Genomic DNA, 22,772 nt, shown 5'->3' on the forward strand with positions numbered 1-22,772 from the left:
ACATAACCCTCGCCCTGTTCTTCAACAGACACCTCATCACGAGTCCAATGTAAACACTGCCCCCTCGTGGGGAGGGGTGGGAGTACTGAAGCCCACGGAACTCGCAGATTTCCTTGTCCGACAGCGTCTTCGTGGGTTCGTAAGTCCCGCGCCGCTCCTGCTTCCGGCTACAGCGCCTTGGCGATCCGCGCCGCCAGCCGGGCGTTGTTTTCCACCAGCGCGATGTTGGTTTTCAGGCTGCGGCCATCGGTCAATTCGAGGATCTTCGACAGGAGGAACGGTGTCACCGCCTTGCCGGCGACGTGCTCTTCCTCGGCCGCCTTCTGCGCGGCCGCGATGGTGCCGGCCATTTCGGCAGCCGGAATCTCGTCCGCCTCGGGCACCGGGTTGGCAACCAGCATGCCGCCCTCCAGCCCCAGCGCCCGCCGGGTCGTGAACAGGTCAGCGATCTCCCTCGCCGAATGAAGCGTCAGCGGGGCGCGATAGGGCGACTGCCGCGACCAGAACGCCGGCATGACCTCGGTCCCGTGGCCGATCACCGGCACGCCGCGCGTTTCCAGCACTTCCAGCGTCTTTTCGATGTCGAGGATCGCCTTGGCGCCTGCCGAAACCACGATCACCGGCGTTCGCGCCAATTCGTCGAGGTCGGCGGAAATGTCGAAGCTGGTCTCGGCCCCCTTGTGGACGCCGCCGATGCCGCCGGTGGCGAACACCTTGATGCCGGCCAGCGCCGCGCAGATCATGGTGGCGGCGACGGTGGTTCCGCCGGTGCGCCCCTGCGAGACGGCGAAGCCGAGATCGGCGCGCGACAGTTTCATCGCGTCGCGGCTCTTCGCCAGCGCCTCGCGCTCGCTGTCCGACAGGCCGATCTTGATGCGGCCGTCCACCACCGCGATCGTGGCGGCGAGCGCGCCTTCTTCCGCGACGATTGCCTCGACCCTCGCCGCCATGGCGGCGTTGTCGGGGTAGGGCATTCCGTGCGTGATGATGGTCGATTCCAGCGCCACCACCGGCCGGCCGGCGGCGAGCGCGTCGGCTACCGGGGCAAGAATATCGATGAAGGGGCGTGCGGTGTCAGGGACCATGGGAACTCCGTTCTGCCGCCTTCATGCCACTTCCACGGGTTCGGGCACAAGGGCGAGCGCCCTGGCAAAGGCAGCCGGGGTAAAGCCCGGGGCAGCGTCGGTGCTCGCCAGCGTGAGCATTGACGCCGCAATGCCTTCGCGCAGGGCCGGGCGCAAGGCCTGTCCCTGCATCAGCGCGGCAATCGTGGTTCCCGCCAGCGCGTCGCCCGCACCGGTGACGTCGGCGATGGCGGGCAGCGCCGGCGGCGTGATCGTGAAAGCGCCTTCCGCCTCATATGCCAGCAGAGGCCCGCTGCCGCCGGTGACCACGGCTCTCTCAAGATCGAGCTTGCGCAATGCCGCGACCAACTCCGCTCCCGGAGTGTCGAGAGCCTGCCCGGTCAGGGCCGCTGCCTCCCGGCGGTTCATGAACAGTATGGACAGCCGGTCGAGAAGGGGAACGAAACGGACGATCTTGGCCGGAGAAATGGCAATACCGAAACAGGGCTTGCCGCCGGCGAGGTCCAGGCACCGTTCCAGCGCGGCGGTGGGCAGGTTGGCGTCGCACAACAGCGCATCCGCGCCCGCGGCCGCTTCCCTCAGCTTGGATCGCCGCATCTGCTTAGGGAAGGCGAGATCATACAGCCCCATGTCGGCAAGCCCGGCGATCAGTTCGCCCTCGGCGTCGATGAGGGCGGTATAGCTCGGCGTCGTCCGATCGAGGAAGACCGCCGACAGGTCGCGGATGCTTGCGGCCTCGATGGCGCGCGCCACGCGATCGCCGGCATCGTCGCCGCCCCGTATCGAGCAGAGCGATGCCGCCAGCCCGCGCCGGACGGCCCAGCGCAGCGCGTTGAACGTGCCGCCGCCGACCTCCTCGCGCAGCGTGCCGGGATTGGAAGCGGCCGGCACATAGGCGCCCGACACACGGCCGCGCCGGTCGATATGGGCGCCGCCGAACGCCAGCAGGCGAGGGGACCTTGTCATGCCGTCGACGCCTCTTCGGTGGCCTCGGCACGCGAGCGATTCTGCGGTGCATGGCACGCGATTCGGATGGCCGTCATCGCCCGCTTCCCCGGCCAATCGGCCGCAGTTGCGGCAAACAAAAAAAGAACAAATCTTGATAAATATGCAAAATCAATGACTTGGCATCTCTTGCCAGATGAGAACAAAAAGAGTACATAAAAGGCAGGTTCACGGCGCTGTCCGGCCTTCATTGACGATCACGGGGTGATGTATCATGGCTCAGAATACTTTGCGGCTTGTAGAGGACAAAGCAGTGGACAAATCGAAGGCTCTGGACGCGGCGCTGTCGCAGATCGAGCGCGCATTCGGCAAGGGCTCGATCATGCGGCTCGGCGCCAACGAGGTCGTCGAGGTGGAGACGGTGCCGACCGGCTCGCTGGGTCTCGACATCGCGCTCGGCGTCGGCGGCCTGCCGCGCGGCCGCATCATTGAAATCTACGGGCCGGAAAGCTCGGGCAAGACGACGCTTGCCCTGCATACGGTGGCTGAAGCCCAGAAGAAGGGAGGCATCTGCGCTTTCGTCGATGCCGAACACGCGCTCGACCCCGTCTATGCCCGCAAGCTCGGCGTCAATCTCGAGGACCTCCTGATCTCGCAGCCGGACACCGGCGAGCAGGCTCTGGAGATTTGCGATACGCTGGTGCGTTCCGGCGCCATCGACGTGCTGGTGGTGGACTCGGTGGCGGCGCTGACGCCGCGCGCCGAAATCGAGGGCGAGATGGGCGATTCGCTGCCCGGCCTGCAGGCCCGCCTGATGAGCCAGGCGCTGCGTAAGCTGACCGCCTCCATCTCGCGCTCCAACACCATGGTCATTTTCATCAACCAGATCCGCATGAAGATCGGCGTCATGTTCGGCTCGCCCGAAACCACCACGGGCGGTAACGCCCTGAAGTTCTACGCCTCGGTGCGCCTCGACATCCGCCGCATCGGCTCGATCAAGGACCGCGACGAGGTCGTCGGCAACCAGACCCGCGTCAAGGTGGTCAAGAACAAGCTGGCGCCGCCCTTCAAGGTGATCGAGTTCGACATCATGTATGGCGAGGGCGTCTCCAAGACCGGCGAACTGATCGACCTCGGCGTCAAGGCCGGCATCGTCGAGAAGTCGGGCGCCTGGTTCTCCTATAATTCTCAGCGGTTGGGGCAGGGGCGCGAGAACGCCAAGCAGTTCCTGCGCGACAATCCCGACACGGCGCGCGAGGTCGAATTGGCCATCCGCCAGAACGCCGGGCTGATCGCCGAAAAATTCCTGGAGAACGGCGGGCCGGAGAGGGACGACGGCGACGATTTTGAAGGAGATGCCGGCGCGATGTAGCGCCTGCCGGCTGGCTCCTTCCCCGATGATTGCACTGTGCGCACCGCCGGCCTTGGTCGGCGGTTTGCTTTTGCGGCATCCGTTGCGCTCGGTCGGGCCGGCCGGTTTCGTGTTTCTGGACAGGGTGCGGTGCGCCCGCTAAAAGGCCCTGTCATTTCCGCCGGCTGAAGGCGGTTTCTCGAACAGGACGGCATCTTATGAGTGGCGTGAACGATATCCGGTCGACCTTCCTCGACTATTTCCGCAAGGAAGGCCACGAGGTCGTATCGTCGAGCCCGCTGGTGCCGCGCAACGACCCGACATTGATGTTCACCAATGCCGGCATGGTCCAATTCAAGAACGTCTTCACCGGCCTTGAGAAGCGCGCCTATTCGCGCGCCACCACGGCGCAGAAATGCGTTCGCGCCGGTGGCAAGCACAACGACCTCGACAATGTCGGCTACACCGCGCGCCATCTCACCTATTTCGAGATGCTCGGCAATTTCTCCTTTGGTGATTATTTCAAGGAACGCGCGATCGAGCTCGCCTGGAACCTGATCACGCGGGAATTCGGTCTCGCCAAGGACAAGCTGCTGGTCACCGTCTACCACACCGACGACGAGGCCGCGCGCCTTTGGCACAAGATCGCCGGCTTTTCCGACGACCGCATCATCCGCATCCCGACCTCGGACAATTTCTGGGCGATGGGCGACACCGGGCCTTGCGGCCCCTGTTCGGAAATCTTCATCGACCGCGGCGAGCACATCTGGGGCGGCCCGCCCGGCAGCCCGGAGGAGGACGGCGACCGCTTCCTGGAGTTCTGGAACCTCGTCTTCATGCAGTACGAGCAGGTCACGAAGGAGGAGCGTGTCGACCTGCCGCGTCCGTCCATCGATACCGGCATGGGGCTGGAGCGCATGGCTTCGATCATGCAGGGCGTCGATGCCGTTTTCGAGACGGACCTTTTCCGCCACCTGATCGACGCGACGGCTTCCGCTCTCGGCCGCGGCCCGGACAAGGAAAACACCGCGTCGTTCCGCGTCATCGCCGACCACCTGCGCTCGTCCTGCTTCCTCATCGCCGATGGGGTGCTGCCGTCCAACGAGGGCAGGGGCTACGTATTGCGCCGCATCATGCGCCGCGCCATGCGCCACGGCCAGTTGCTGGGCGCCGGCGAGCCGCTGATGTGGAAGCTGGTGCCGGCGCTGCTGCGCGAAATGGGCCAGGCCTATCCCGAGCTGGTGCGCGGCGAGGCGCTGATCACCGAGACGCTGAAGCTGGAGGAGACGCGCTTCCGCAAGACGCTGGCGCGTGGCCTTCATTTGCTGGAAGAGGCGTCCGAAGGCATGGCGGCCGGCGAGATGCTGGACGGCGAGACGGCGTTCAAGCTCTACGACACCTACGGCTTCCCGCTCGACCTGACGCAGGATGCGCTGCGCCAGCGTAGCATCTCCGTCAACCTCGACGGCTTCAACGATGCCATGCAGCGCCAGCGCGCCGAGGCCCGCGCCAACTGGGCGGGCTCGGGCGAAGCGGCGACGGAAACGATCTGGTTCGCTCTGCGCGAGAAGCTGGGCGCCACCGAATTCCTCGGCTACGACACCGAGAAGGCCGAAGGCGTGGTGCTGGCGCTGGTCGGCGACGGCAAGGAAGTCGACGCGGCCACGGCCGGCGGCACCGTTGCCGTCATCGTCAACCAGACGCCGTTCTACGGCGAGTCCGGCGGCCAGATGGGCGATACGGGCCGCATCGCCGGCGACGGTTTTTCGATCGAGGTCACCGACACGCAGAAGAAGGCCGACGGCCTGTTCATTCATTTCGGCAAGGTAGTGAGCGGCACGGTGAAGGCTGGCGCGGCGGTCGAGCTGGAAGTCGACCACGCCCGCCGCTCGCGGTTGCGGGCCAACCATTCGGCCACGCACCTGATCCACGAGGCGCTGCGCGAGGTGCTGGGCACCCATGTGGCGCAGAAGGGCTCGCTGGTGGCGCCGGAGCGGCTGCGCTTCGACATTTCGCACAACAAGCCGATTTCGGCCGAGGAAATGGAAAAGGTCGAGCAGACCGCCAACGAGATCGTCGTCCAGAACGGCCCGGTCACCACGCGGCTGATGTCGGTGGACGACGCGCGCGCCGAGGGGGCGATGGCGCTGTTCGGCGAGAAATACGGCGACGAGGTGCGCGTGGTGTCGATGGGCACGGCCCTCCATGGCGACAAGGCCAACCGGCCTTACTCGATCGAGCTGTGCGGCGGCACCCATGTCTCGGCCACCGGCGATATCGGCCTGGTGCGCATCGTTTCCGACAGCCCGGTCGCCGCAGGCGTACGCCGTATCGAGGCGCTGACCGGCGAGGCCGCGCGCCACCATCTCGACGAACAGGAGCGCCGGCTGAAGCAGACGGCGGCGGTGCTGAAGATTTCGCCGGCCGAGGTGCCGGCGCGGGTCGAGGCGTTGCTGGACGAGCGCAAGCGGCTGGAGCGCGAACTTGCCGATGCCCGCAAGAAGCTCGCCATGGGCGGTGGCAGCGCGGAACAGGGCGGCGCGGAGACCGAGAAGGTCGGCGACGTCGGTTTCCTCGGCAAGGCCGTTTCCGGCGTCGCGCCGAAGGACCTGAAGTCGCTCGCAGACGAAGGCAAGGGCAAGCTGGGGTCCGGCGTGGTCGTGCTGGTCGGCGATACCGAAGGCAAGGCCAGCGTCGTGGTCGGCGTCACCGCCGACCTGACCGGCCGCTTCAACGCCGTCGACTTGGTGCGGCTTGCGTCCGCCGCGCTCGGTGGCCAGGGCGGCGGCGGCCGGCCCGACATGGCGCAGGCCGGCGGGCCCGATGCATCCAAGGCGCAGGCCGCCATCGATGCCGTCAAGGCGGCGTTGTCGGCCTGAAAAAGAAAAGGGAGGCGGCAGGCCGCCTCCCGGTTTGTTCAGGGCATCCTTTCAGAGACGGATTCAGATCTCAGGTCGATTCGACCTAAGATCGTTTGGCTCTGGCGGAACGGCCTCGTTCATTCCGCCGGCGCGACGCCCAGGCTGGCCTCGGCCGGATCGTCGAAGACTGACCGCCACACCAGCGCGCCGATGATCGCGCCGACGATCGGCGCGAGCCAGAACAGCCAGAGCTGCCCCACGGCGCCGGTCTGTGCGAACAGGGCGACGCCGGTCGAGCGGGCCGGGTTGACCGACGTATTCGTCACCGGGATCGACACCAGGTGGATAAGCGTCAGCGTGAGCCCGATCGTCAGCGGGGCAAAGCCGGGGGAGGGGTTACGCGGGCTGGTCACCGCCAGGATGACGAAGATGAAGAAACCCGTCATCACGATTTCCATCATCAGGCCCGCCAGCAGCGAGTATTTGCCCGGCGATAGATCGCCATAGCCGTTCGAGGCGAAACCGCCGGCGCTGAAGTCGGCCTTGCCCGAGGCGATGACATAGAGAACGGTGGCCGCCACCACGGCGCCGACCACCTGGGCGATGATGTAGGCGGGAAGCTCGCCGGCCGGCATGCGCCCGCCCGCGACCATGCCCACCGACACGGCCGGATTGAAATGGCCGCCGGAAATGCCGCCGACGGCGTACGCCATGGTAACCACTGTCAGGCCGAAGGCGAGCGCGACACCCAGAAGGCCGATGCCGACATCAGGAAACGCCGCTGCCAGAACGGCGCTACCGCAACCACAAAACACAAGCCAGAAAGTGCCGAGAAACTCGGCTGCTATCTTCTTTTGCATGTTTCCTCCTCAAAGGCGGGTTTACCTTATGGAGGCTACCCTGAGTCGAGGCAGGCGGGAAGCACACCTATGGAGGTGCGCCGGCGCATCCTGCTGCCCGCATGGCCGGTCGGCGCCTTCACAGAGCAAAGCTCTATTCATGAAAAAAGCCCCGGATCGCTCCGGGGCTTTGCGTTGCGGCCAGGCCGGCCGGTCAGGCCATGGCCTTCTGTAGGTTCTCGTCGATCTTGTCGAGGAAGCCGGTGGTGGAAAGCCACGGCTGGTCGGGGCCGATCAGCAGCGACAGGTCCTTGGTCATGAAGCCGCCCTCGACCGTCTGGATACAGACCCTTTCCAGTGTCTCGGAGAAGCGCTTCAGGTCGGCGTTGTCGTCCAGCTTGGCGCGGTGGGCGAGCCCGCGCGTCCAGGCGAAGATCGAGGCGATCGAATTGGTCGAGGTCTCCTGGCCCTTCTGGTGCTGGCGATAGTGCCGGGTCACGGTGCCGTGCGCGGCCTCGGCCTCCACGGTCTTGCCGTCCGGCGTCATCAATACCGAGGTCATCAGGCCGAGCGAGCCGAAACCCTGCGCCACCGTGTCGGATTGCACGTCGCCGTCGTAGTTCTTGCAGGCCCACACATAGCCGCCCGACCACTTCAGGCTCGACGCCACCATGTCGTCGATCAGCCGGTGCTCGTAGGTCAGCTTGCGCTTCTCGAACTCGGCCTTGAACTCGGCGTCGTAGACTTCTTGGAACAGGTCCTTGAAGCGGCCGTCATAGGCCTTGAGGATGGTGTTCTTGGTCGAAAGGTAGACCGGATAGCCGCGCAGCAGGCCGTAGTTCATCGAGGCGCGGGCGAATTCGCGGATCGATTCGTCGAGGTTGTACATGGCCATGGCCACACCGGCGCCGGGCGCGTCGAAAACATCGTGCTCGATGACCTTGCCGTCCTCGCCGACGAACTTGATCGAGAGCTTGCCCTTGCCGGGGAAGCGGAAGTCGGTCGCCTTGTATTGGTCGCCGAAGGCGTGGCGGCCGACGATGATCGGCTTGGTCCAGCCCGGCACCAGCCGCGGCACGTTCTTCATGATGATCGGCTCGCGGAAGATGGTGCCGCCGAGGATGTTGCGGATGGTGCCGTTCGGCGACTTCCACATCTGCTTCAGCTTGAACTCTTCCACGCGCGCCTCGTCCGGCGTGATGGTGGCGCATTTCACGCCGACGCCGTGTTTCTGGATGGCGTGCGCCGCATCGACGGTGACCTTGTCGTTGGTGGCGTCGCGATGCTCGACGCTGAGGTCGTAATAGTCGAGGTTGATGTCGAGATAGGGGTGGATCAGCTTGTCCTTGATGAGCTGCCAGATGATACGGGTCATCTCGTCGCCGTCGAGTTCGACGACCGGGTTCGCCACCTTTATCTTCGCCATGAAAAATTGCCTCGTTGTCTGAAAAAAGGAGAACGGAACGGTCTTTCCGGGGAAGGGGCTGACCGAGGGTGAGGCCCCTATAGCAAAGCGTCCGGGCAGGCGCAAACGCAACGAAGTGCGAGGGCGGCGCTATTGTTCCGGCTTGTCTCGGCCCGCTTCGCGGTAGGACCGGCGCAAGGCATAAGTGAGCAGGGCGACCGTTAGCCACAGCCGTGCGAAGGCGAACACGAACAGGAAACAGATTACGGCGAAGACGATGAGCCTGTCGGGCAGGAACCCGTTCACGAATCGGCCGACGCCAGGCCCGACGAAACGCTGCAGCAGGTTGAGGATAAAAACGCAGGGTATGATGATTAAAACGGCGGCCAGCATATGGCGCCAGCGCGTCAGCAGCGAACGCAGGCTGCCCCGAAGCGTAGCCCGCCTGCCCATGCCTTTTTCGACCACCAGCAGGAAGGCGAGCGAAGCTACCACGGGGCTCCACAACAGCATCACGTCGAAATGCCTGTTGAAGGCTACTCCGTCGAAGCCGAACACGAGCTGTCCGGCCTCGTTCACGTTCATGCCGGCCCGCCTCGCGATATAGTTTGCGATCATCCCGACCACGAACGTGCGCCAGACCACGGCCCATGAAAGTAGCCACTGCTCGCGCATCGAAAGGCTGCGCAGCATGGTGATGCCGCCCGCAATGGCGATCATTCGCCCGCTGGCGATCGAAAACGCCACCAGCAACACGAACTGGGCTCCGATGAAAAGCAGCCAGGCTACCGGGGTCGGTTGGGCGACGGCGATCGTTCGCATGGTCATGGCCAGGAAAAGCCAGGGCATGGATTCGACAAGCAGATACGGACCGAATCCGGTCTGCCACGACGGCCGGGCCAGGCGGCGATAGGCGACAGGGCTCGTCATGTCATCTGCCATGGCCCGGTCCTATCGCCGAGCCGTAAAGATTTGCCGCTTCGGCAGCCTAAATTTTGAACGACCGGCAGGCCACGGGCGCCAGCTTTTGCAAAAGCTTCATTTTCACGGCCGAATGTGGCAGGGAACGTCGAAACGCCGCAATTTGCAGTCTTCTGAACATCATGCCAGCCACTGAAGCTTCCATTGAAACGCCGGCCGCCGGACCGGCCATCATCCTCGTCGAGCCGCAACTCGGCGAAAACATCGGCATGGTGGCGCGCGCCATGGCCAATTTCGGGCTGGCCGAACTGCGGCTGGTCAATCCGCGCGACGGCTGGCCGAGCGACAAGGCCCGCGCCTCCGCCAGCCGGGCCGATCATGTCATCGACGGCACGCGGGTTTTCGAGGATCTCGAAACGGCGGTGGCCGACCTCAACTTTGTCTTCGCCACCACGGCGCGCCAGCGCGACGGCTTCAAGGAAGTGCGCGGGCCGGTGGAGGCGGGGCGGATGCTGCGGGCCCATGACAGGGCCGGGGAGCGCACCGGCATCCTGTTCGGGCGCGAGCGCTTCGGGCTCTATAACGAAGAGGTGGCGCTGGCCGACGAGATCGTCACCTTTCCGGTCGATCCCGGCTTTTCCTCGCTCAACATCGCCCAGGCGGTTCTGTTGATGTCCTATGAGTGGCGCAAGGCCGGGCTCGAAACCGAAACGGACACCAATTTCGCCACCCCCGAAATGCAGCCCGCCACCAAGGCCCAACTGCACAGCCTGTTCGACCATCTGGAGGCCGCGCTCGATGCGCGCGGCTATTTCCGCCCGCCCACCAAGAAACCGAAGATGGTGGACAACCTGCGCGCCGTGCTGACGCGCCCCGGCTTTGCCGAGCCGGAACTGAAGGTGCTGCACGGCATCGTCGCTTCGCTCGATCGCTTTTCGCCCAACGCGCCGCGCGGCACGGTGGGCGGGCGCAGGGCCGGTGGCGACGGCGAGCCCTCCGGGGAGAAGGACAAGAGCCGTGGCTGACAAGCCGATCCTGATGTTCGATTCCGGTGTCGGCGGCCTCACCGTGCTGCGCGAGGCGCGGGTGCTGATGCCGGATCGCCGCTTCGTCTATGTCGCCGACGACGCCGCCTTTCCCTATGGCGATTGGGAGGAAGGCGCGCTGCGGACGCGGATCGTGAAACTGGTCGGCGAACTGATCGGCGAATACGACCCCGAGCTGTTCGTCATCCCCTGCAACACCGCCTCGACGCTGGTGCTGGCCGATGTGCGCGAGGCCTACCCGGCAACGCCGTTCGTCGGCACGGTGCCGGCGATCAAGCCGGCGGCGGAGCGCACGCGCTCCGGGCTGGTTTCCGTGCTGGCCACGCCAGGCACGGTCAAGCGCCAGTATACGCGCGACCTGATCACGCAATGGGCCTCGAAATGCCATGTCCGGCTGGTCGGCAGCCAGAACCTGGCCCGCCTTGCCGAGATCTACCTGCGCGACGGCTTCGTCGACGAGGATCTGGTGCGGCAGGAAATCGCGCCCTGCTTCATCGAGCAGGACGGGCGGCGCACGGACATCGTCGTGCTCGCCTGCACGCATTATCCGTTTCTCGTCAACCGCATGCGCAAGACCGCGCCCTGGCCGGTGGACTGGCTGGACCCGGCGGAAGCCATCGCGCGGCGCGCGCTGTCGCTGCTCGGCGGCCGCCGCCCGACCAGCATCTCCCATGCCGGCGACGACATCGCGGTCTTCACCTCGGGGACGCTGGATTTCGCCACCCGCCGGCTGATCCATGGCTTCGGGTTGAAGCCGGCCTGATTTTCACGGAACGTCACACGGGGCCGGGCGTTTCCCTTGCTCAACAGCAAGGGAGAAAACCCATGCCTGCCACCTCCAAGGCCCAGCAGATGGCCGCCGGCGCGGCCCTTTCCGCCAAGCGCGGCGAGACCAAGAAGAGCGAACTGAAAGGCGCCTCGCGCGAGATGTACGAATCCATGAGCGAAAAGCAGCTCGAGGAATTCGCCGAAACCAAGCGCAAGGGGCTGCCGAAGAAGAAGAAGGACGACTGACCATTCCGGTCGCCCGCGGCGGTTGCCGAACCTGCCGGATACGCTTGACACGAACGGGCGGGCAGTCTATCCACCCGCCAGCACCGGGCCATCGCGCTCGGCGCTTTCTTTTGACGTGTCCCGTGGGTTTTGGCCGCTGCGCGCGGTGAAAGCCCTGTCAGGTCTCGAAAACGGAGGCCAGAGGAGGGCGCGTTTCCTTCACCCGGAAACATGAGGTTTCGGGTGCACCGTTTTGAAAAGGGAATGCGATGAGCAAGCGCGAATCCGCGAAATACAAGATTGACCGCCGTCTTGGCGAAAACATCTGGGGCCGCCCGAAGTCCCCGGTCAACAAGCGTGAATACGGCCCCGGCCAGCATGGCCAGCGCCGCAAGGGCAAGCTTTCCGACTTCGGCCTGCAGCTGCGCGCCAAGCAGAAGCTGAAGGGCCACTACGGCGACATGTCGGAAAAGCAGTTCCGCAAGGCCTATGACGAGGCCAACCGCCGCAAGGGCGACACCTCGGAGAACCTGATCGGCCTGCTCGAGTCGCGTCTCGACGCCATCGTCTACCGCGCCAAGTTCGTGCCGACGATCTTCGCCGCGCGCCAGTTCGTCAACCACGGCCATGTCAACGTCAACGGCAAGCGCACCAATATCGGTTCCTACCGCTGCAAGCCGGGCGACGTCATCGAGGTCCGCGAGAAGTCCAAGCAGCTGACCATCGTGCTCGAGGCCGTCAGCCTCGCCGAGCGCGACGTGCCGGACTACATCGAAGCCGACCACAACAAGATGACCGCGACCTATGCGCGCGTGCCGAGCCTGTCCGACGTGCCGTTCGCGGTGCAGATGGAGCCGAACCTGGTCGTCGAATTCTATTCGCGCTGATCGTTTCGGCTGGAATAGGGTTCCAGTGCAAAAGCCGCCGCAAGGCGGCTTTTGTCGTTTATAAGCCTGTCGACTATCGACTATTTTGTTGCCGGCTTATCTGAAACATGGTCGCTGGCCCCGGTTTGCGGGTGGCGAGGATTCTGAATCGAATGGACAATCTGGATAAGGGCATGGGCCGTTACTTCGCCCTGATGGCGGGGCTGTTGGCCGTACAGTTGCTGATCATCATCCTGAATCCCTCGGATGTCGGCGGCCACCTCAATCCGCTGTTCCGGGAAAGCGGACCGATCGAAGCGCTTTCGCCGATCGGCTATGCCTTGTGCATGGTGCTGATCGTCGCGCTGGGCGGTGTGAAGTTCGCTTTCACGCGGGCTCTCAGCCTGATGGTGGTGCTGTTGGCGATGATGTTGCGGGAACTCGATTTCCACACACGCTTCACCACGATGAGCATTACCAAAACGCGCTTTTTCCTGTCCGGCGACGTGCCGCTCCAGGAGAAGGTTCTGGCGTTTCTTGCTCTGGCCTTGATCGGCCTGGCGGTGCTCCACGTCATCTTCGTGCATGGCCGGACTTTCGTCGCGCGTCTGCGCCGGTTCGACCCGGTAGGCGTTGCCGCCGCACTGTCGATTGCCATGATCCTGCTGTCGGAAGGCCTGGACGGCGCCTATGGCACTCTTGAGAGAATTGGCCTTCCGATCAGCGTCGCGAATGCTGAATTCCTTGAAAAAGTGGAAGAGACGCTGGAAATGGGGATATCCATCTTTGCCGCCTTGGCGATCCTGGCCTATTTCAGCACGAGAAGAGAGAGCACGAACGGTGAAGCATGAAGGCATCCTTGAAGGGGAGGGCGGCTTTCACCCGATGTTTGCGCAGGCTCCGGCCTCGGTAGAGTTCAACAAGCTGCGCAAGCGCCTGCTCAGGCAGGTGCGCCAGGCGCTCGAAGATTTTGCCATGGTGCGGCCGGGGGAGCGCTGGCTGGTGGCGCTGTCGGGCGGCAAGGACTCCTACGGGCTGCTCGCTCTTTTGCTCGACCTCAAATGGCGCGGCCTGCTGCCGGTAGACCTGCTTGCCTGCAACCTCGACCAGGGACAGCCCAATTTTCCCAAGCACATCCTGCCCGATTACCTGAACGCAAACGCGGTCGCGCATCGTATAGAGTATCAGGACACCTATTCCATCGTCACCGACAAGCTGGCGGAAAACACCACCTATTGCTCGCTCTGCTCGCGGCTTCGGCGCGGCCATCTCTACCGCATCGCCCGCGAGGAGGGCTGTGCCGCGCTGGTGCTCGGCCACCATCGCGAGGACATTCTCGAAACCTTCTTCATGAACCTGTTTCACGGCGGCCGGCTTGCCGCCATGCCGCCCAAGCTACTGAACGACGAGGGCGACGTGATGGTGCTGCGCCCGCTCAGCTATTGCGCGGAGGCCGATCTCGCTAGGCTCGCGGCGGCCATGCGCTTTCCGATCATCCCCTGCGACCTGTGCGGCTCGCAGGACGGCTTGCAGCGCAACATCATGAAGGCGATGCTGGACGACATCGAGAAGAAGATGCCGGGCCGCAAGGATACGATGATCCGCGCGCTGACCAACGTGCGGCCCTCGCATCTGCTCGACCGAGGCCTGTTCGACTTCGCCGGGCTGGCATTGCCCGGCTGACAGCGGCTCAGACCGCGGGGTTATGCGGCTGGAACAGCTTTCCGCGCTCGGCGAGCACGACCATCAGGAAGGCCACGATCGAAACCCCGCAGAAGCCGGCCGCCAGCGGCATCACGGTGCCGTCGAACATCTGGCCGATGAAGGTGCCGATGACGCCGCCGCCGAAGGTCTGCGTGAACCCCAGAACAGAAGAAGCCGTACCGGCGACATGGCCGAGCGGCTCCATGGCGAGCGCGTTGAAGTTCGAGCCGAGCAGGCCGAACAGCAGCATGTCGAGCGTGAACAGCGTGATGAAGATCGGGAACGGCACCGGGCCGATGAGCGAAAGCACGAACCACAGCGCGCTGACGGCGATGAAGGCCAGTAGCGCGCCCTGGGACAGCCGGCGCATGCCGAAGCGCCCCACCAGCCGCGAGTTGAGGAAGTTGGAGACCGCCATCAGGCTGGCGACGGCGGCGAAGATGACCGGGAACCACGCGCCCAGCCCGTAGATGTCGACATAGACCTGCTGGGCGGAGTTGATGAAGCCGAACAGCGCGCCGAAGGTGAACATGCCGGCCAGCGTGTAGCAAAGCGCGGCCCGGTCGGAGAGCACGATGCCGAAGCCGCCGGTGATGGCCTGCACGGTCAGCGCACGCCGGAACTCTGGGTGCAGCGTCTCGGGCAGCCGCAGGAACGTCCACAAGGTGATCAAGAGCGCGCCGCCGCCCATCGCGGCGAAGATCAGGTGCCAGGTAGAGAAGATCATGATGATCTGGCCCAGGCCGGGCGCGACCACGGGGACGGCCATGAACACCATGAACACCAGCGACATGATCTCGGCCATGCGCCGCCCGCCGAAGGAGTCGCGGATGACGGAGATGGCGATCACCCGCGTTGCCGCCGCACCGGCCCCTTGCATGAAGCGGCAGGCCAGCAAGGTCCAGAAGTCGGTCGATATGGCCGCCGCGAACGCCGCCAGGATGTAGATGCCGAGCCCGATCAGCAGCGGGCCGCGCCGGCCGTACCGGTCCGAGATCGGCCCGAAGCCCAACTGCGCGATGCCGAAGGCGATGATATAGGCGGTGATGACATACTGCCGGTGATTGGGGTTCTCGACGCCAAGTGCGGCCCCGATCTGTTGCAGGCCGGGAAGCATGATGTCGATCGCCAGCGCGTTGAGCGCCATCAGCGCCGCACACAGCGCGATGAATTCCCAGCGCGGAATAGGCAGTCTCGTCTCTTGTTGCGGCGCTTGCGGTCGCTGATCCATAACCGGTCCAATTCTTCAAATGAAAATGCGCCGGTTGGCCGGCGCATCGTCTGTCCCGAAAGGGGAGTGAAGCGTAGATCGGGTGGGGGCGCCCGATCGATTGCTTATGCCGCGCCCTTGAGGCTGACACCCTTTTCGGTCAGAAAACTCTGCAATTCACCCGACTGGAACATCTCGCGCACGATGTCGCAGCCGCCGACGAACTCGCCCTTGACGTAGAGCTGCGGAATGGTCGGCCAGTTGGAATATTCCTTGATACCCTGGCGCAGCTCGTTCGAATCGAGAACGTTGACGCCCTTGTAGTCGGCACCGATGTGGTCGAGGATCTGGACGACCTGACCCGAGAAGCCGCACTGCGGGAAGCCCGGCGTACCCTTCATGAACAGCACGACGTCGCTGCTCTTCACCTGGCTGTCGATATAATCGCTGATGGCGCTCATGGCAGAATCCCTTGATCGTCCGGGTTCAAGGCCCGGGTTGCATGATTGCCCCTTAGATAACATGTAGCCTCGGTAATTCCATAGCATTTTGGTTTTCGACGGATCAAAAACCCTGATGGAAGGCGCTCGCGCGCCCTTTTCGCCGCTATTTTCAAGGCGCGAACAGATACGTTGCTTTCCAGGCGGAAAAGAACCAGATAATCGCCGGAGAGTGGAAGAAGGCCTCGACGGGCTGTGCGTCGATGTTCAACCCAAGGGGCATCATGCCGCATATCAGGAAACGGGTCGTCCTGCATTTTCCCGGCTTCGAGCCGCTGGACGCCGAGGCCCATCGCAGCCGCTACGCGCGCTCGGCCATGCAAAGCGCCCAGGTCTGGAACTTTCGCGTGGAGACCGCGCCGCTCGGCGGCAATCCGCTCGCGCCGTCCTTCAGCGTCGATGCGACGGGCCCGAACTGGCGGACCGAAAGCCGGATCCATGTGCTGGACCATAACGAGCTGATTCTGGCGTTGCGCTCGCGCTCGCCGCTCGCACGCGTTCTCGCCGGCTACCGGAGTGCCGCGCAGGTGATCTGGCATCGCGGCATGTTCGGCTATTTCCGTCACGCCTGGCGCTTCGGCCTGTTTTTCCTGTTCCCCTTCCTGCTGGTCGCGCTGGGGGCGGCAGCGTTGCTGTTGCTGGCGTCGCTGCCGGTGCTGCTTGGCTTTCCGGCGTGGAATTTCCTCTGGTCGCTGCCGGCGGCCGGGCTGCTGTTCTTCCGGGTGTTTCTGCCGGTTGCGGAAAACATCCATACCCTGCACCAGTTCGACGACTGGGGCCTCGCCGTTTCGCTGGCCAGGCTGGACGACGCGCCGCCCAATGCCCGGCTGGAGGAATGCGTGGCGGCTGCCCGCGCTGCGTTCCAGGAAGAGGCGGACGAATATGTGGTCACCTCGCACAGCATGGGCTCGTCCGTCGCCGTGCACGCCATCGGAATGCTGCTGGAGCGGGAGCCGCAGCTTCTTGCCGGCAAGAAGGTCGTGTTCGCCACGCTGGGCGGGGCGGTGCTTCAATGTTCGCTGCTGGGCCCGGCCACCGAGTTGCGCCGCCGCGTCGGCGTCATCGCGCAGTGTCCCGACGTCTTCTGGCTGGAGGTGCAGTGCCTGACCGACGTCATCAGCTTCTACAGGACCGAAGTTGTGAAGGCGGCCGGCTTCGCGGCGCTGCCGCAGGCCAAAATCCTGTTCATCCGCTTCAAGCACATGGTGACGCCCGAGCGCTATCGCCGCATCAAGCGGGATTTCTTGCGCATGCACCGCCAGTACGTGCTCGGCCCGGATCGGCGCGCCACCTATGATTTTACCCTAATGACCGCCGGCCCCTTCGCCGCGCAGGATTTCGCGAGGTTCTCGGCCGATAACCTTGCGCCGCTGGAAGCGGACGGCTCGATAGCGCCGGCGCCCTCGCAAAAGGTCACCTCCGCCCTCTCCGGCTGAAGCGTTTCCAGCAAAAGCGTGAACGGACTTGCGCCTGGAAATACGGCTAAAACAAAGAGATAGCGCGGCTCTGCTCACTTGGTGAAAACAGAGCCGTGCTGGAGCAGGCTGGCTGTCAGTCCGGCGCGCTGGTCTGCAGGGCGAGCGCGTGCAGGGCGCCGCCCATGTTGCCCTTCAGGGCCTCGTAGACCATCTGGTGCTGCTGCACGCGGCTCTTGCCGCGAAAGCTTTCGGCCACTACTTCCGCCGCGTAGTGCTCGCCATCGCCGGCAAGGTCGCGGATCGTCACCTTGGCGTCCGGAATGCCTTCCCTGATCATTTTTTCGATGTCGCGCGCGTCCATGGCCATGCGTTTATTCCTCGATCAATTTCCCATGAAGCGGGGGAACCAGGATTCGTGAGCGGTGCTCAGTTCTCCCAGAGATATCGCATGCGCCTTGCCGAGTTTCAATTCGCGGCCGCCGGTGGTGCCGATGACGGTGGCGGATATGCCCAACTCTTTGGCGCGCGCTTCAAGATCGGCGAAGCGCCTGTCCGAGGTCGGGAACGCCAACGCCACCAGGTAGCGGCCCTGGTCCTCGCCGAAGAATTCGGCGATCGCGTCGCCTCCTTCCGGCTGGCTAATGGTTGCGCCGATGCCGGAAGCCATCGCCATTTCGGCGAGCGCCACCGCCAGCCCGCCGTCGGAAAGGTCGTGCACGGCCGCCGTGTCGCCGTTGCGGATCAGGCCGCGCACGAAATCGCCGACCTTCTTTTCGTGGGCGAGGTCGACCGGCGGCGGCGCGCCGTCGCCCCGGTCGTGGAGATCGCGCATGTAGATCGATTGGCCGAGATGCGAACCCCAGCGTCCCTCCGGCGCGCCGACGAGCAGGATCGGCTGGTCTTCGCCGGTAAATCCGATGCGCGCCATCTTCGACCAGTCCGGGATCAGGCCGACGCCGCCGATGGTCGGGGTCGGCAGGATGCCTTGGCCGTTGGTCTCGTTATAGAGCGAGACGTTGCCCGACACGATCGGGAAATCGAGCGCGCGGCAGGCCTCGCCGATGCCGCGGATCGCCGCGACCAGCTGGCCCATGATCTCGGGGCGCTCGGGATTGCCGAAATTGAGGTTGTCGGTAGCGGCAAGGGGCAGGGCGCCCGTCGCCGTCAGGTTGCGCCAGCACTCGGCCACCGCCTGCTTGCCGCCTTCGAACGGATCGGCCTCGCAATAGCGCGGCGTCACGTCGGAGGAGAAGGCGAGCGCCTTGGCGGCGTGGCCTTCCACGCGCACCACGCCGGCGTCGCCGCCCGGCAGTTGCAGCGAATTGCCCTGGATCAGCGTGTCATACTGTTCCCACACCCAGCGCCGCGACGACAGGTCCGGCCCGTTCAGCATCTTCAGCAGCGCGTCGGCGACATCGGCTTGCGGCACGTCGCCGGCGGCAAGCGATTGCGGCTTTGCCGGCTCGACCCAGGGGCGGTCATATTCGGGAGCCTTGTCGCCCAGATCCTTGATCGGCAGGTTGGCGACCTCTTCGCCCTGGTGCACGACGCGGAAGCGCAGGTCGTCCGTGGTCTTGCCGACGATGGCGAAATCCAGGCCCCACTTGACGAAGATCGCCTTGGCCTCGGCCTCCTTTTCAGGGGAGAGCACCATGAGCATGCGCTCCTGGCTTTCCGAGAGCATCATCTCATAGGCGCTCATGCGATCCTCGCGCACCGGCACGGTGTCGAGGTCGAGCAGGATTCCGAGATTGCCCTTGGCGCCCATTTCCACCGCCGAGCAGGTAAGGCCGGCGGCCCCCATGTCCTGGATGGCGATGACCGCGCCGGAAGCCATCAGTTCGAGGCTCGCTTCCAGCAAGCACTTTTCGGTGAAGGGATCGCCGACCTGCACGGTCGGGCGCTTTTCGTCGATCGAATCGTCGAATTCGGCCGAGGCCATGGTGGCGCCGCCGACGCCGTCGCGCCCGGTCTTGGCCCCGAGATAGACGACCGGCAGGCCGACGCCCTTGGCTTCCGAAAGGAAGATGGCGTTGGTTTTCGCCAGTCCCGCCGCGAAGGCGTTGACCAGGATGTTGCCGTTATAGCGGGCATCGAAATTGACCTCGCCGCCGACCGTCGGCACGCCGAAGGCGTTGCCGTAGCCGCCGATGCCGGAGACGACGCCGGCCACCAGATGCCGGGTCTTGGGATGGTCGGGTGCGCCGAAGCGCAGCGCGTTCATCGCCGCGATCGGGCGCGCGCCCATGGTGAACACGTCGCGCAGGATGCCGCCGACGCCGGTCGCCGCGCCCTGGTAGGGCTCGATGTATGAGGGGTGGTTGTGGCTCTCCATCTTGAAGACCACGCAATCGCCGTCGCCGATGTCGACCACGCCGGCATTCTCGCCCGGCCCCTGGATGACGACGTCGCCCGTGGTCGGCAGCGTGCGCAGCCACTTCTTCGACGACTTGTAGGAACAGTGCTCGTTCCACATCGCCGAGAAGATGCCGAGCTCGGTAAAGGTCGGCTCGCGCCCGACCAGGTCGAGGATGCGCTGGTATTCGTCGGGCTTCAGCCCATGGGCGGCGATCAGTTCGGGAGTGATCGGAGCGGTGTTGGAAACGGTCATTGGACTTTCCATTTGATCCTAGGCCGCCCTAAAGCGGGAAATGCCACGGTCCGCAAGGACGGCGAGAACGCACAGCACAAGAAAAAGCGCCGTCACCAGCGCAGCGGAGATCGCGACGCCCGCAACGCCGTTGGTTGCCACGTCGAGGAACGGGTAGGGCACCTCACCGGCTATTCTCCCTCGCGCCAGTGCGTAGACGAGATAGGCGACCGGATAAAGCATCCAAAAGGGAATGTCGGCCCAGCGCGTGGAGCCGTCCGTGCCGTCAAGCAGCCACCACAGAACGAACAGCAGCGGCGTGACGTAGTGCAGCAGGATGTCGCAGACGAGGAACAGCCCCTCGGGCGCCCAAAGCCGCGCCAGCATGGTCACATAGACGATGAACACGAGCGTGATCGACACCGCTGTACCGGCGCGAACTTTCGGACCGGCGAAGGCGGGAAGCCAGGCATAGCCGGCCGGCGACAACAGCGACATATGGACCAGGACGGCGGCGATATTGGTGAGGATGGTGAAGAAGCTGAAATAGAACACGACGGAACCCGAAAGGCTGCGTCCGGCGTCCATCGACATGGGTATGGTTATGAAGAACTGCAGGACGAGCCCGATCAGCCCCGCGGCCAGTCCGGCGATCTGCAACACCCGCGACATCGGCTAGGCGCTCGATCCGCAATCGCTGCCGCCGGCCTGCCAGCGGGCGATGTCGGCGCCGATGCGCGCGCCGAGCGGTTCGGACATCAGGGGTCCGAACACCTCGACACGGCTGGAGCCGCCCGTCGCCTGCACCACCAGCAGCGGCTTGCCGCCATAGTGCTTGGCCGGCACCAGCAGGAAGCGCGGCGTGCCGCCGAAATTGTTCAGCTCGTTGGCCATCTGGTAGGCCTTGAAAGCCGGGTCCTTGGAGGCGATCCAGCATTTGTGCGCTGCGATCGCCACCTGCTCCATGGCCCGCAGCGAGGCGCTCTTGCCAGGCGGGGCGGGCGTGTGGCTCGACTTCGACTGGCAGCCGGCGAGAGCGAGCGCGGCAAGCGCGGCGGCAGCCGGCAGGGCGAAAAGCGATTTCTTCATTGCTGCACCCGCGCTGGGCCGTTGGCTGTCGATGATGGCCTTCAAGCCGCGATCCCCAGCGCGCCTTCGAACAGCGCCCGCCCGTCGGAGCCGCCATGGGCATGCTCGATGAGGTTCTCGGGGTGCGGCATCAGGCCGAGCACGTTGCCGCGTGCGTTGACGATGCCGGCGATGTCGTTGATCGAGCCGTTGGGGTTGGTGCCTTCGGCGTAGCGGAACACGACCTGGCCCTCGCCCTCGATGCGGGCCAGCGTCTCGGCGTCGGCGAAATAGTTGCCGTCATGGTGCGCCACCGGGCAGCGGATGACCTGGCCGGGCTGGTAGTTGCGGGTAAAGGCCGTGTTGGCGTTGGCAACCTGGAGTTTCACCTGCCGGCAGACGAATTTGAGCGAGGCGTTGCGCATCAGCGCGCCGGGCAAAAGGCCTGCCTCGACCAGGATCTGGAAGCCGTTGCACACGCCGATTACCATGACGCCCTTGGCCGCCTTCTCGGCGACGGCTTTCAGCACCGGCATGCGCGCCGCGATCGCCCCGCAGCGCAGGTAGTCGCCATAGGAGAAGCCGCCCGGGATGGCGATCAGGTCCACGTCCGGAATTTCCGTGTCGGTCTGCCAGACGGTGACCGGCGGCGTGCCGGAAATCTTGGTCAGCGCCGCGATCAGGTCGCGGTCGCGATTGAGGCCGGGGAGGAGGACGACGGCTGATTTCAATTCAGGCTATCTCCACCGCGTAGTTCTCGATGACCGTGTTCGCCAGCAGCTTGTCGCACATGGCTTTGAGGTCGGCCTCGGCCTTGGCCCTGTCGGTGCCGGAAAGCTCGAGGTCGAACACCTTGCCCTGGCGGGCGGAGCCGACGCCGTCGAACCCGAGGCCCGACAGCGCGTGCTCGATCGCCTTGCCCTGCGGGTCGAGAACGCCGTTCTTGAGGGTTACGATGACACGGGCCTTGATCACGCTGTTCAACTTTCCTGTCGCGTTGCCGTTCAATGCTTGGTGCCCTTCGGCGCGTCGCTGGACGAGACCAGCACCGGGCCGGCCGGGCGGGGCGGCTCGTTCTCGTTCATGATGCCGAGCCGGCGCGCCACTTCCTGGTAGGCCTCGACCAGCCCGCCCATGTCGCGGCGAAAGCGGTCCTTGTCCATCTTGTCCTGCGTCGCCACGTCCCACAGGCGGCAGCAGTCGGGCGAAATCTCGTCGGCGACGACGATGCGCATCATGTCGCCCTCGAACAGCCGGCCGCATTCGATCTTGAAATCGACGAGCTGGATGCCGACGCCCAGGAACAGCCCCGAGAGGAAGTCGTTGACGCGGATGGCGAGCGCCATGATGTCGTCCAGTTCCTGCGGGGAAGCCCAGCCGAAAGCGGTGATATGCTCTTCCGACACCATCGGATCGTCGAGCGCGTCGGCCTTGTAGTAGAACTCGATGATCGAGCGCGGCAGGATCGTGCCCTCGTCGATGCCGAGGCGCTTGGCCAGCGAGCCGGCGGCGACGTTACGCACCACGACTTCGAGCGGGATGATCTCCACCTCCTTGATCAACTGCTCGCGCATGTTGAGGCGGCGGATGAAATGAGTGGGGATGCCCATCCGGTTGAGGTGGTTGAAGATGTACTCGGAAATGCGGTTGTTGAGCACACCCTTGCCGTCGACGATTTCGTGCTTTTTGGCGTTGAAAGCCGTCGCGTCGTCCTTGAAGAACTGGATAAGCGTTCCCGGCTCGGGTCCTTCATAGAGAACCTTGGCCTTGCCTTCATAAATGCGGCGGCGATTTTTCATAATTGTCTCTGAGGTCTGGGCAGGCGCCGAACGGACGGCGCCTTGCATGAAATATGGATGCGGCGGCGTATTTCAATCGGCGGTCTAGCCCAAACGCACGGTTTGCTCAATCGGCAATTGGGCCCACGCACCGCTTTCGGTGGCCAAAGACGAGACACCGCGCACCACGGG

General features: G+C 64.7%; 24 protein-coding genes. 10 read left to right on the forward strand and 14 right to left on the reverse strand.

What is annotated here, in order from left to right; genetic code table 11:
• Positions 1 to 167 precede the first annotated feature (167 nt).
• Complete coding sequence (locus ACFOHJ_RS24275; RefSeq protein WP_378225644.1) at positions 168 to 1,085, reverse strand: pseudouridine-5'-phosphate glycosidase; 918 nt, start codon at positions 1,083 to 1,085, stop codon at positions 168 to 170.
• A gap of 21 nt (positions 1,086 to 1,106) precedes the next feature.
• Positions 1,107 to 2,051, reverse strand: a complete 945-nt coding sequence (locus ACFOHJ_RS24280; RefSeq protein ID WP_378225646.1) for a carbohydrate kinase family protein — start codon at positions 2,049 to 2,051, stop codon at positions 1,107 to 1,109.
• A 66-nt stretch (positions 2,052 to 2,117) separates the two neighbouring features.
• On the opposite strand from ACFOHJ_RS24280, the gene ACFOHJ_RS24285 reads away from it, so the two are divergent.
• The 3 genes from ACFOHJ_RS24285 (at position 2,118) to alaS (ending at position 6,260) form a co-directional block, all read left to right on the forward strand.
• The gene (locus ACFOHJ_RS24285) at positions 2,118 to 2,249 is read left to right on the forward strand and encodes a hypothetical protein (RefSeq protein ID WP_378225648.1); all 132 of its coding nucleotides are present in this window, start codon (positions 2,118 to 2,120) and stop codon (positions 2,247 to 2,249) included.
• 55 nt (positions 2,250 to 2,304) lie between these two features.
• On the forward strand, positions 2,305 to 3,402 hold the full coding sequence (gene recA / locus ACFOHJ_RS24290) for a recombinase RecA (RefSeq protein WP_378225650.1): 1,098 nt from the start codon (positions 2,305 to 2,307) through the stop codon (positions 3,400 to 3,402).
• Positions 3,403 to 3,599: 197 nt separating this feature from the next.
• On the forward strand, positions 3,600 to 6,260 hold the full coding sequence (alaS, locus tag ACFOHJ_RS24295) for an alanine--tRNA ligase (protein ID WP_378225652.1): 2,661 nt from the start codon (positions 3,600 to 3,602) through the stop codon (positions 6,258 to 6,260).
• Between the two features lie 119 nt (positions 6,261 to 6,379).
• On the opposite strand, the gene aqpZ is transcribed toward alaS, so the two are convergent.
• The 3 genes from aqpZ to ACFOHJ_RS24310 all read right to left on the reverse strand — a co-directional run bounded on the left by aqpZ (position 6,380) and on the right by ACFOHJ_RS24310 (position 9,308).
• Positions 6,380 to 7,102, reverse strand: coding sequence for an aquaporin Z (gene aqpZ / locus ACFOHJ_RS24300; protein WP_378225653.1), 723 nt, complete (start codon positions 7,100 to 7,102; stop codon positions 6,380 to 6,382).
• Positions 7,103 to 7,295: 193 nt separating this feature from the next.
• Complete coding sequence (locus tag ACFOHJ_RS24305) at positions 7,296 to 8,507, reverse strand: NADP-dependent isocitrate dehydrogenase (protein ID WP_378225655.1); 1,212 nt, start codon at positions 8,505 to 8,507, stop codon at positions 7,296 to 7,298.
• Positions 8,508 to 8,636: 129 nt separating this feature from the next.
• On the reverse strand, positions 8,637 to 9,308 hold the full coding sequence (locus ACFOHJ_RS24310; protein WP_378225656.1) for a hypothetical protein: 672 nt from the start codon (positions 9,306 to 9,308) through the stop codon (positions 8,637 to 8,639).
• Between the two features lie 281 nt (positions 9,309 to 9,589).
• Here ACFOHJ_RS24310 and ACFOHJ_RS24315 point away from each other — a divergent pair, with 281 nt between their 5' ends.
• The 6 genes from ACFOHJ_RS24315 to ttcA all read left to right on the forward strand — a co-directional run bounded on the left by ACFOHJ_RS24315 (position 9,590) and on the right by ttcA (position 13,995).
• A complete protein-coding gene (locus ACFOHJ_RS24315) occupies positions 9,590 to 10,432 on the forward strand; it encodes an RNA methyltransferase (protein WP_378225657.1) in 843 nt (280 codons plus the stop codon).
• Positions 10,425 to 11,216: a glutamate racemase gene (murI, locus tag ACFOHJ_RS24320; protein WP_378225659.1), complete on the forward strand. Its 792-nt coding sequence runs from the start codon at positions 10,425 to 10,427 to the stop codon at positions 11,214 to 11,216. The genes ACFOHJ_RS24315 and murI overlap by 8 nt, the downstream gene beginning before the upstream one ends.
• A gap of 62 nt (positions 11,217 to 11,278) precedes the next feature.
• Positions 11,279 to 11,467, forward strand: a complete 189-nt coding sequence (locus ACFOHJ_RS24325) for a DUF3008 family protein (protein WP_378225661.1) — start codon at positions 11,279 to 11,281, stop codon at positions 11,465 to 11,467.
• Between the two features lie 248 nt (positions 11,468 to 11,715).
• Positions 11,716 to 12,333, forward strand: a complete 618-nt coding sequence (gene rpsD, locus ACFOHJ_RS24330) for a 30S ribosomal protein S4 (protein ID WP_378225663.1) — start codon at positions 11,716 to 11,718, stop codon at positions 12,331 to 12,333.
• A gap of 152 nt (positions 12,334 to 12,485) precedes the next feature.
• Positions 12,486 to 13,163, forward strand: coding sequence for a hypothetical protein (locus ACFOHJ_RS24335; RefSeq protein ID WP_378225665.1), 678 nt, complete (start codon positions 12,486 to 12,488; stop codon positions 13,161 to 13,163).
• Between the two features lie 34 nt (positions 13,164 to 13,197).
• On the forward strand, positions 13,198 to 13,995 hold the full coding sequence (ttcA, locus tag ACFOHJ_RS24340; RefSeq protein WP_378225773.1) for a tRNA 2-thiocytidine(32) synthetase TtcA: 798 nt from the start codon (positions 13,198 to 13,200) through the stop codon (positions 13,993 to 13,995).
• Positions 13,996 to 14,002: 7 nt separating this feature from the next.
• On the opposite strand, the gene ACFOHJ_RS24345 is transcribed toward ttcA, so the two are convergent.
• Together ACFOHJ_RS24345 and grxD are read right to left on the reverse strand one after the other, a co-directional pair.
• Positions 14,003 to 15,247 (reverse strand): multidrug effflux MFS transporter, encoded by a 1,245-nt coding sequence (locus ACFOHJ_RS24345; protein ID WP_378225666.1) that lies wholly within the window; start codon positions 15,245 to 15,247, stop codon positions 14,003 to 14,005.
• Positions 15,248 to 15,351: 104 nt separating this feature from the next.
• Positions 15,352 to 15,687, reverse strand: a complete 336-nt coding sequence (gene grxD / locus ACFOHJ_RS24350) for a Grx4 family monothiol glutaredoxin (protein WP_378225668.1) — start codon at positions 15,685 to 15,687, stop codon at positions 15,352 to 15,354.
• Between the two features lie 263 nt (positions 15,688 to 15,950).
• On the opposite strand from grxD, the gene ACFOHJ_RS24355 reads away from it, so the two are divergent.
• Positions 15,951 to 17,162: a hypothetical protein gene (locus ACFOHJ_RS24355; RefSeq protein WP_378225775.1), complete on the forward strand. Its 1,212-nt coding sequence runs from the start codon at positions 15,951 to 15,953 to the stop codon at positions 17,160 to 17,162.
• Between the two features lie 115 nt (positions 17,163 to 17,277).
• On the opposite strand, the gene ACFOHJ_RS24360 is transcribed toward ACFOHJ_RS24355, so the two are convergent.
• Genes ACFOHJ_RS24360 through purC form a run of 7 tightly spaced genes read right to left on the reverse strand, consistent with a single transcriptional unit; the run spans position 17,278 to position 22,601 of the window.
• Positions 17,278 to 17,511, reverse strand: a complete 234-nt coding sequence (locus ACFOHJ_RS24360; protein ID WP_378225670.1) for a BolA/IbaG family iron-sulfur metabolism protein — start codon at positions 17,509 to 17,511, stop codon at positions 17,278 to 17,280.
• Positions 17,512 to 17,526: 15 nt separating this feature from the next.
• Positions 17,527 to 19,755 carry a phosphoribosylformylglycinamidine synthase subunit PurL gene (gene purL / locus ACFOHJ_RS24365; RefSeq protein WP_378225671.1) on the reverse strand — a complete coding sequence of 743 codons (2,229 nt, stop codon included), beginning with the start codon at positions 19,753 to 19,755 and terminating at the stop codon, positions 17,527 to 17,529.
• An 18-nt stretch (positions 19,756 to 19,773) separates the two neighbouring features.
• Positions 19,774 to 20,406 (reverse strand): Pr6Pr family membrane protein, encoded by a 633-nt coding sequence (locus ACFOHJ_RS24370; protein WP_378225673.1) that lies wholly within the window; start codon positions 20,404 to 20,406, stop codon positions 19,774 to 19,776.
• A gap of 3 nt (positions 20,407 to 20,409) precedes the next feature.
• A complete protein-coding gene (locus ACFOHJ_RS24375) occupies positions 20,410 to 20,823 on the reverse strand; it encodes a hypothetical protein (RefSeq protein ID WP_378225675.1) in 414 nt (137 codons plus the stop codon).
• Positions 20,824 to 20,864: 41 nt separating this feature from the next.
• A complete protein-coding gene (gene purQ, locus ACFOHJ_RS24380) occupies positions 20,865 to 21,533 on the reverse strand; it encodes a phosphoribosylformylglycinamidine synthase subunit PurQ (protein WP_378225676.1) in 669 nt (222 codons plus the stop codon).
• 1 nt (position 21,534) lies between these two features.
• Positions 21,535 to 21,777, reverse strand: coding sequence for a phosphoribosylformylglycinamidine synthase subunit PurS (purS, locus tag ACFOHJ_RS24385; protein WP_378225678.1), 243 nt, complete (start codon positions 21,775 to 21,777; stop codon positions 21,535 to 21,537).
• A gap of 29 nt (positions 21,778 to 21,806) precedes the next feature.
• Positions 21,807 to 22,601 carry a phosphoribosylaminoimidazolesuccinocarboxamide synthase gene (purC, locus tag ACFOHJ_RS24390; protein WP_378225680.1) on the reverse strand — a complete coding sequence of 265 codons (795 nt, stop codon included), beginning with the start codon at positions 22,599 to 22,601 and terminating at the stop codon, positions 21,807 to 21,809.
• Positions 22,602 to 22,772 lie beyond the last annotated feature (171 nt).

The organism is Aquamicrobium soli (assembly GCF_042646345.1).
GTDB lineage: Bacteria > Pseudomonadota > Alphaproteobacteria > Rhizobiales > Rhizobiaceae > Mesorhizobium > Mesorhizobium soli_A.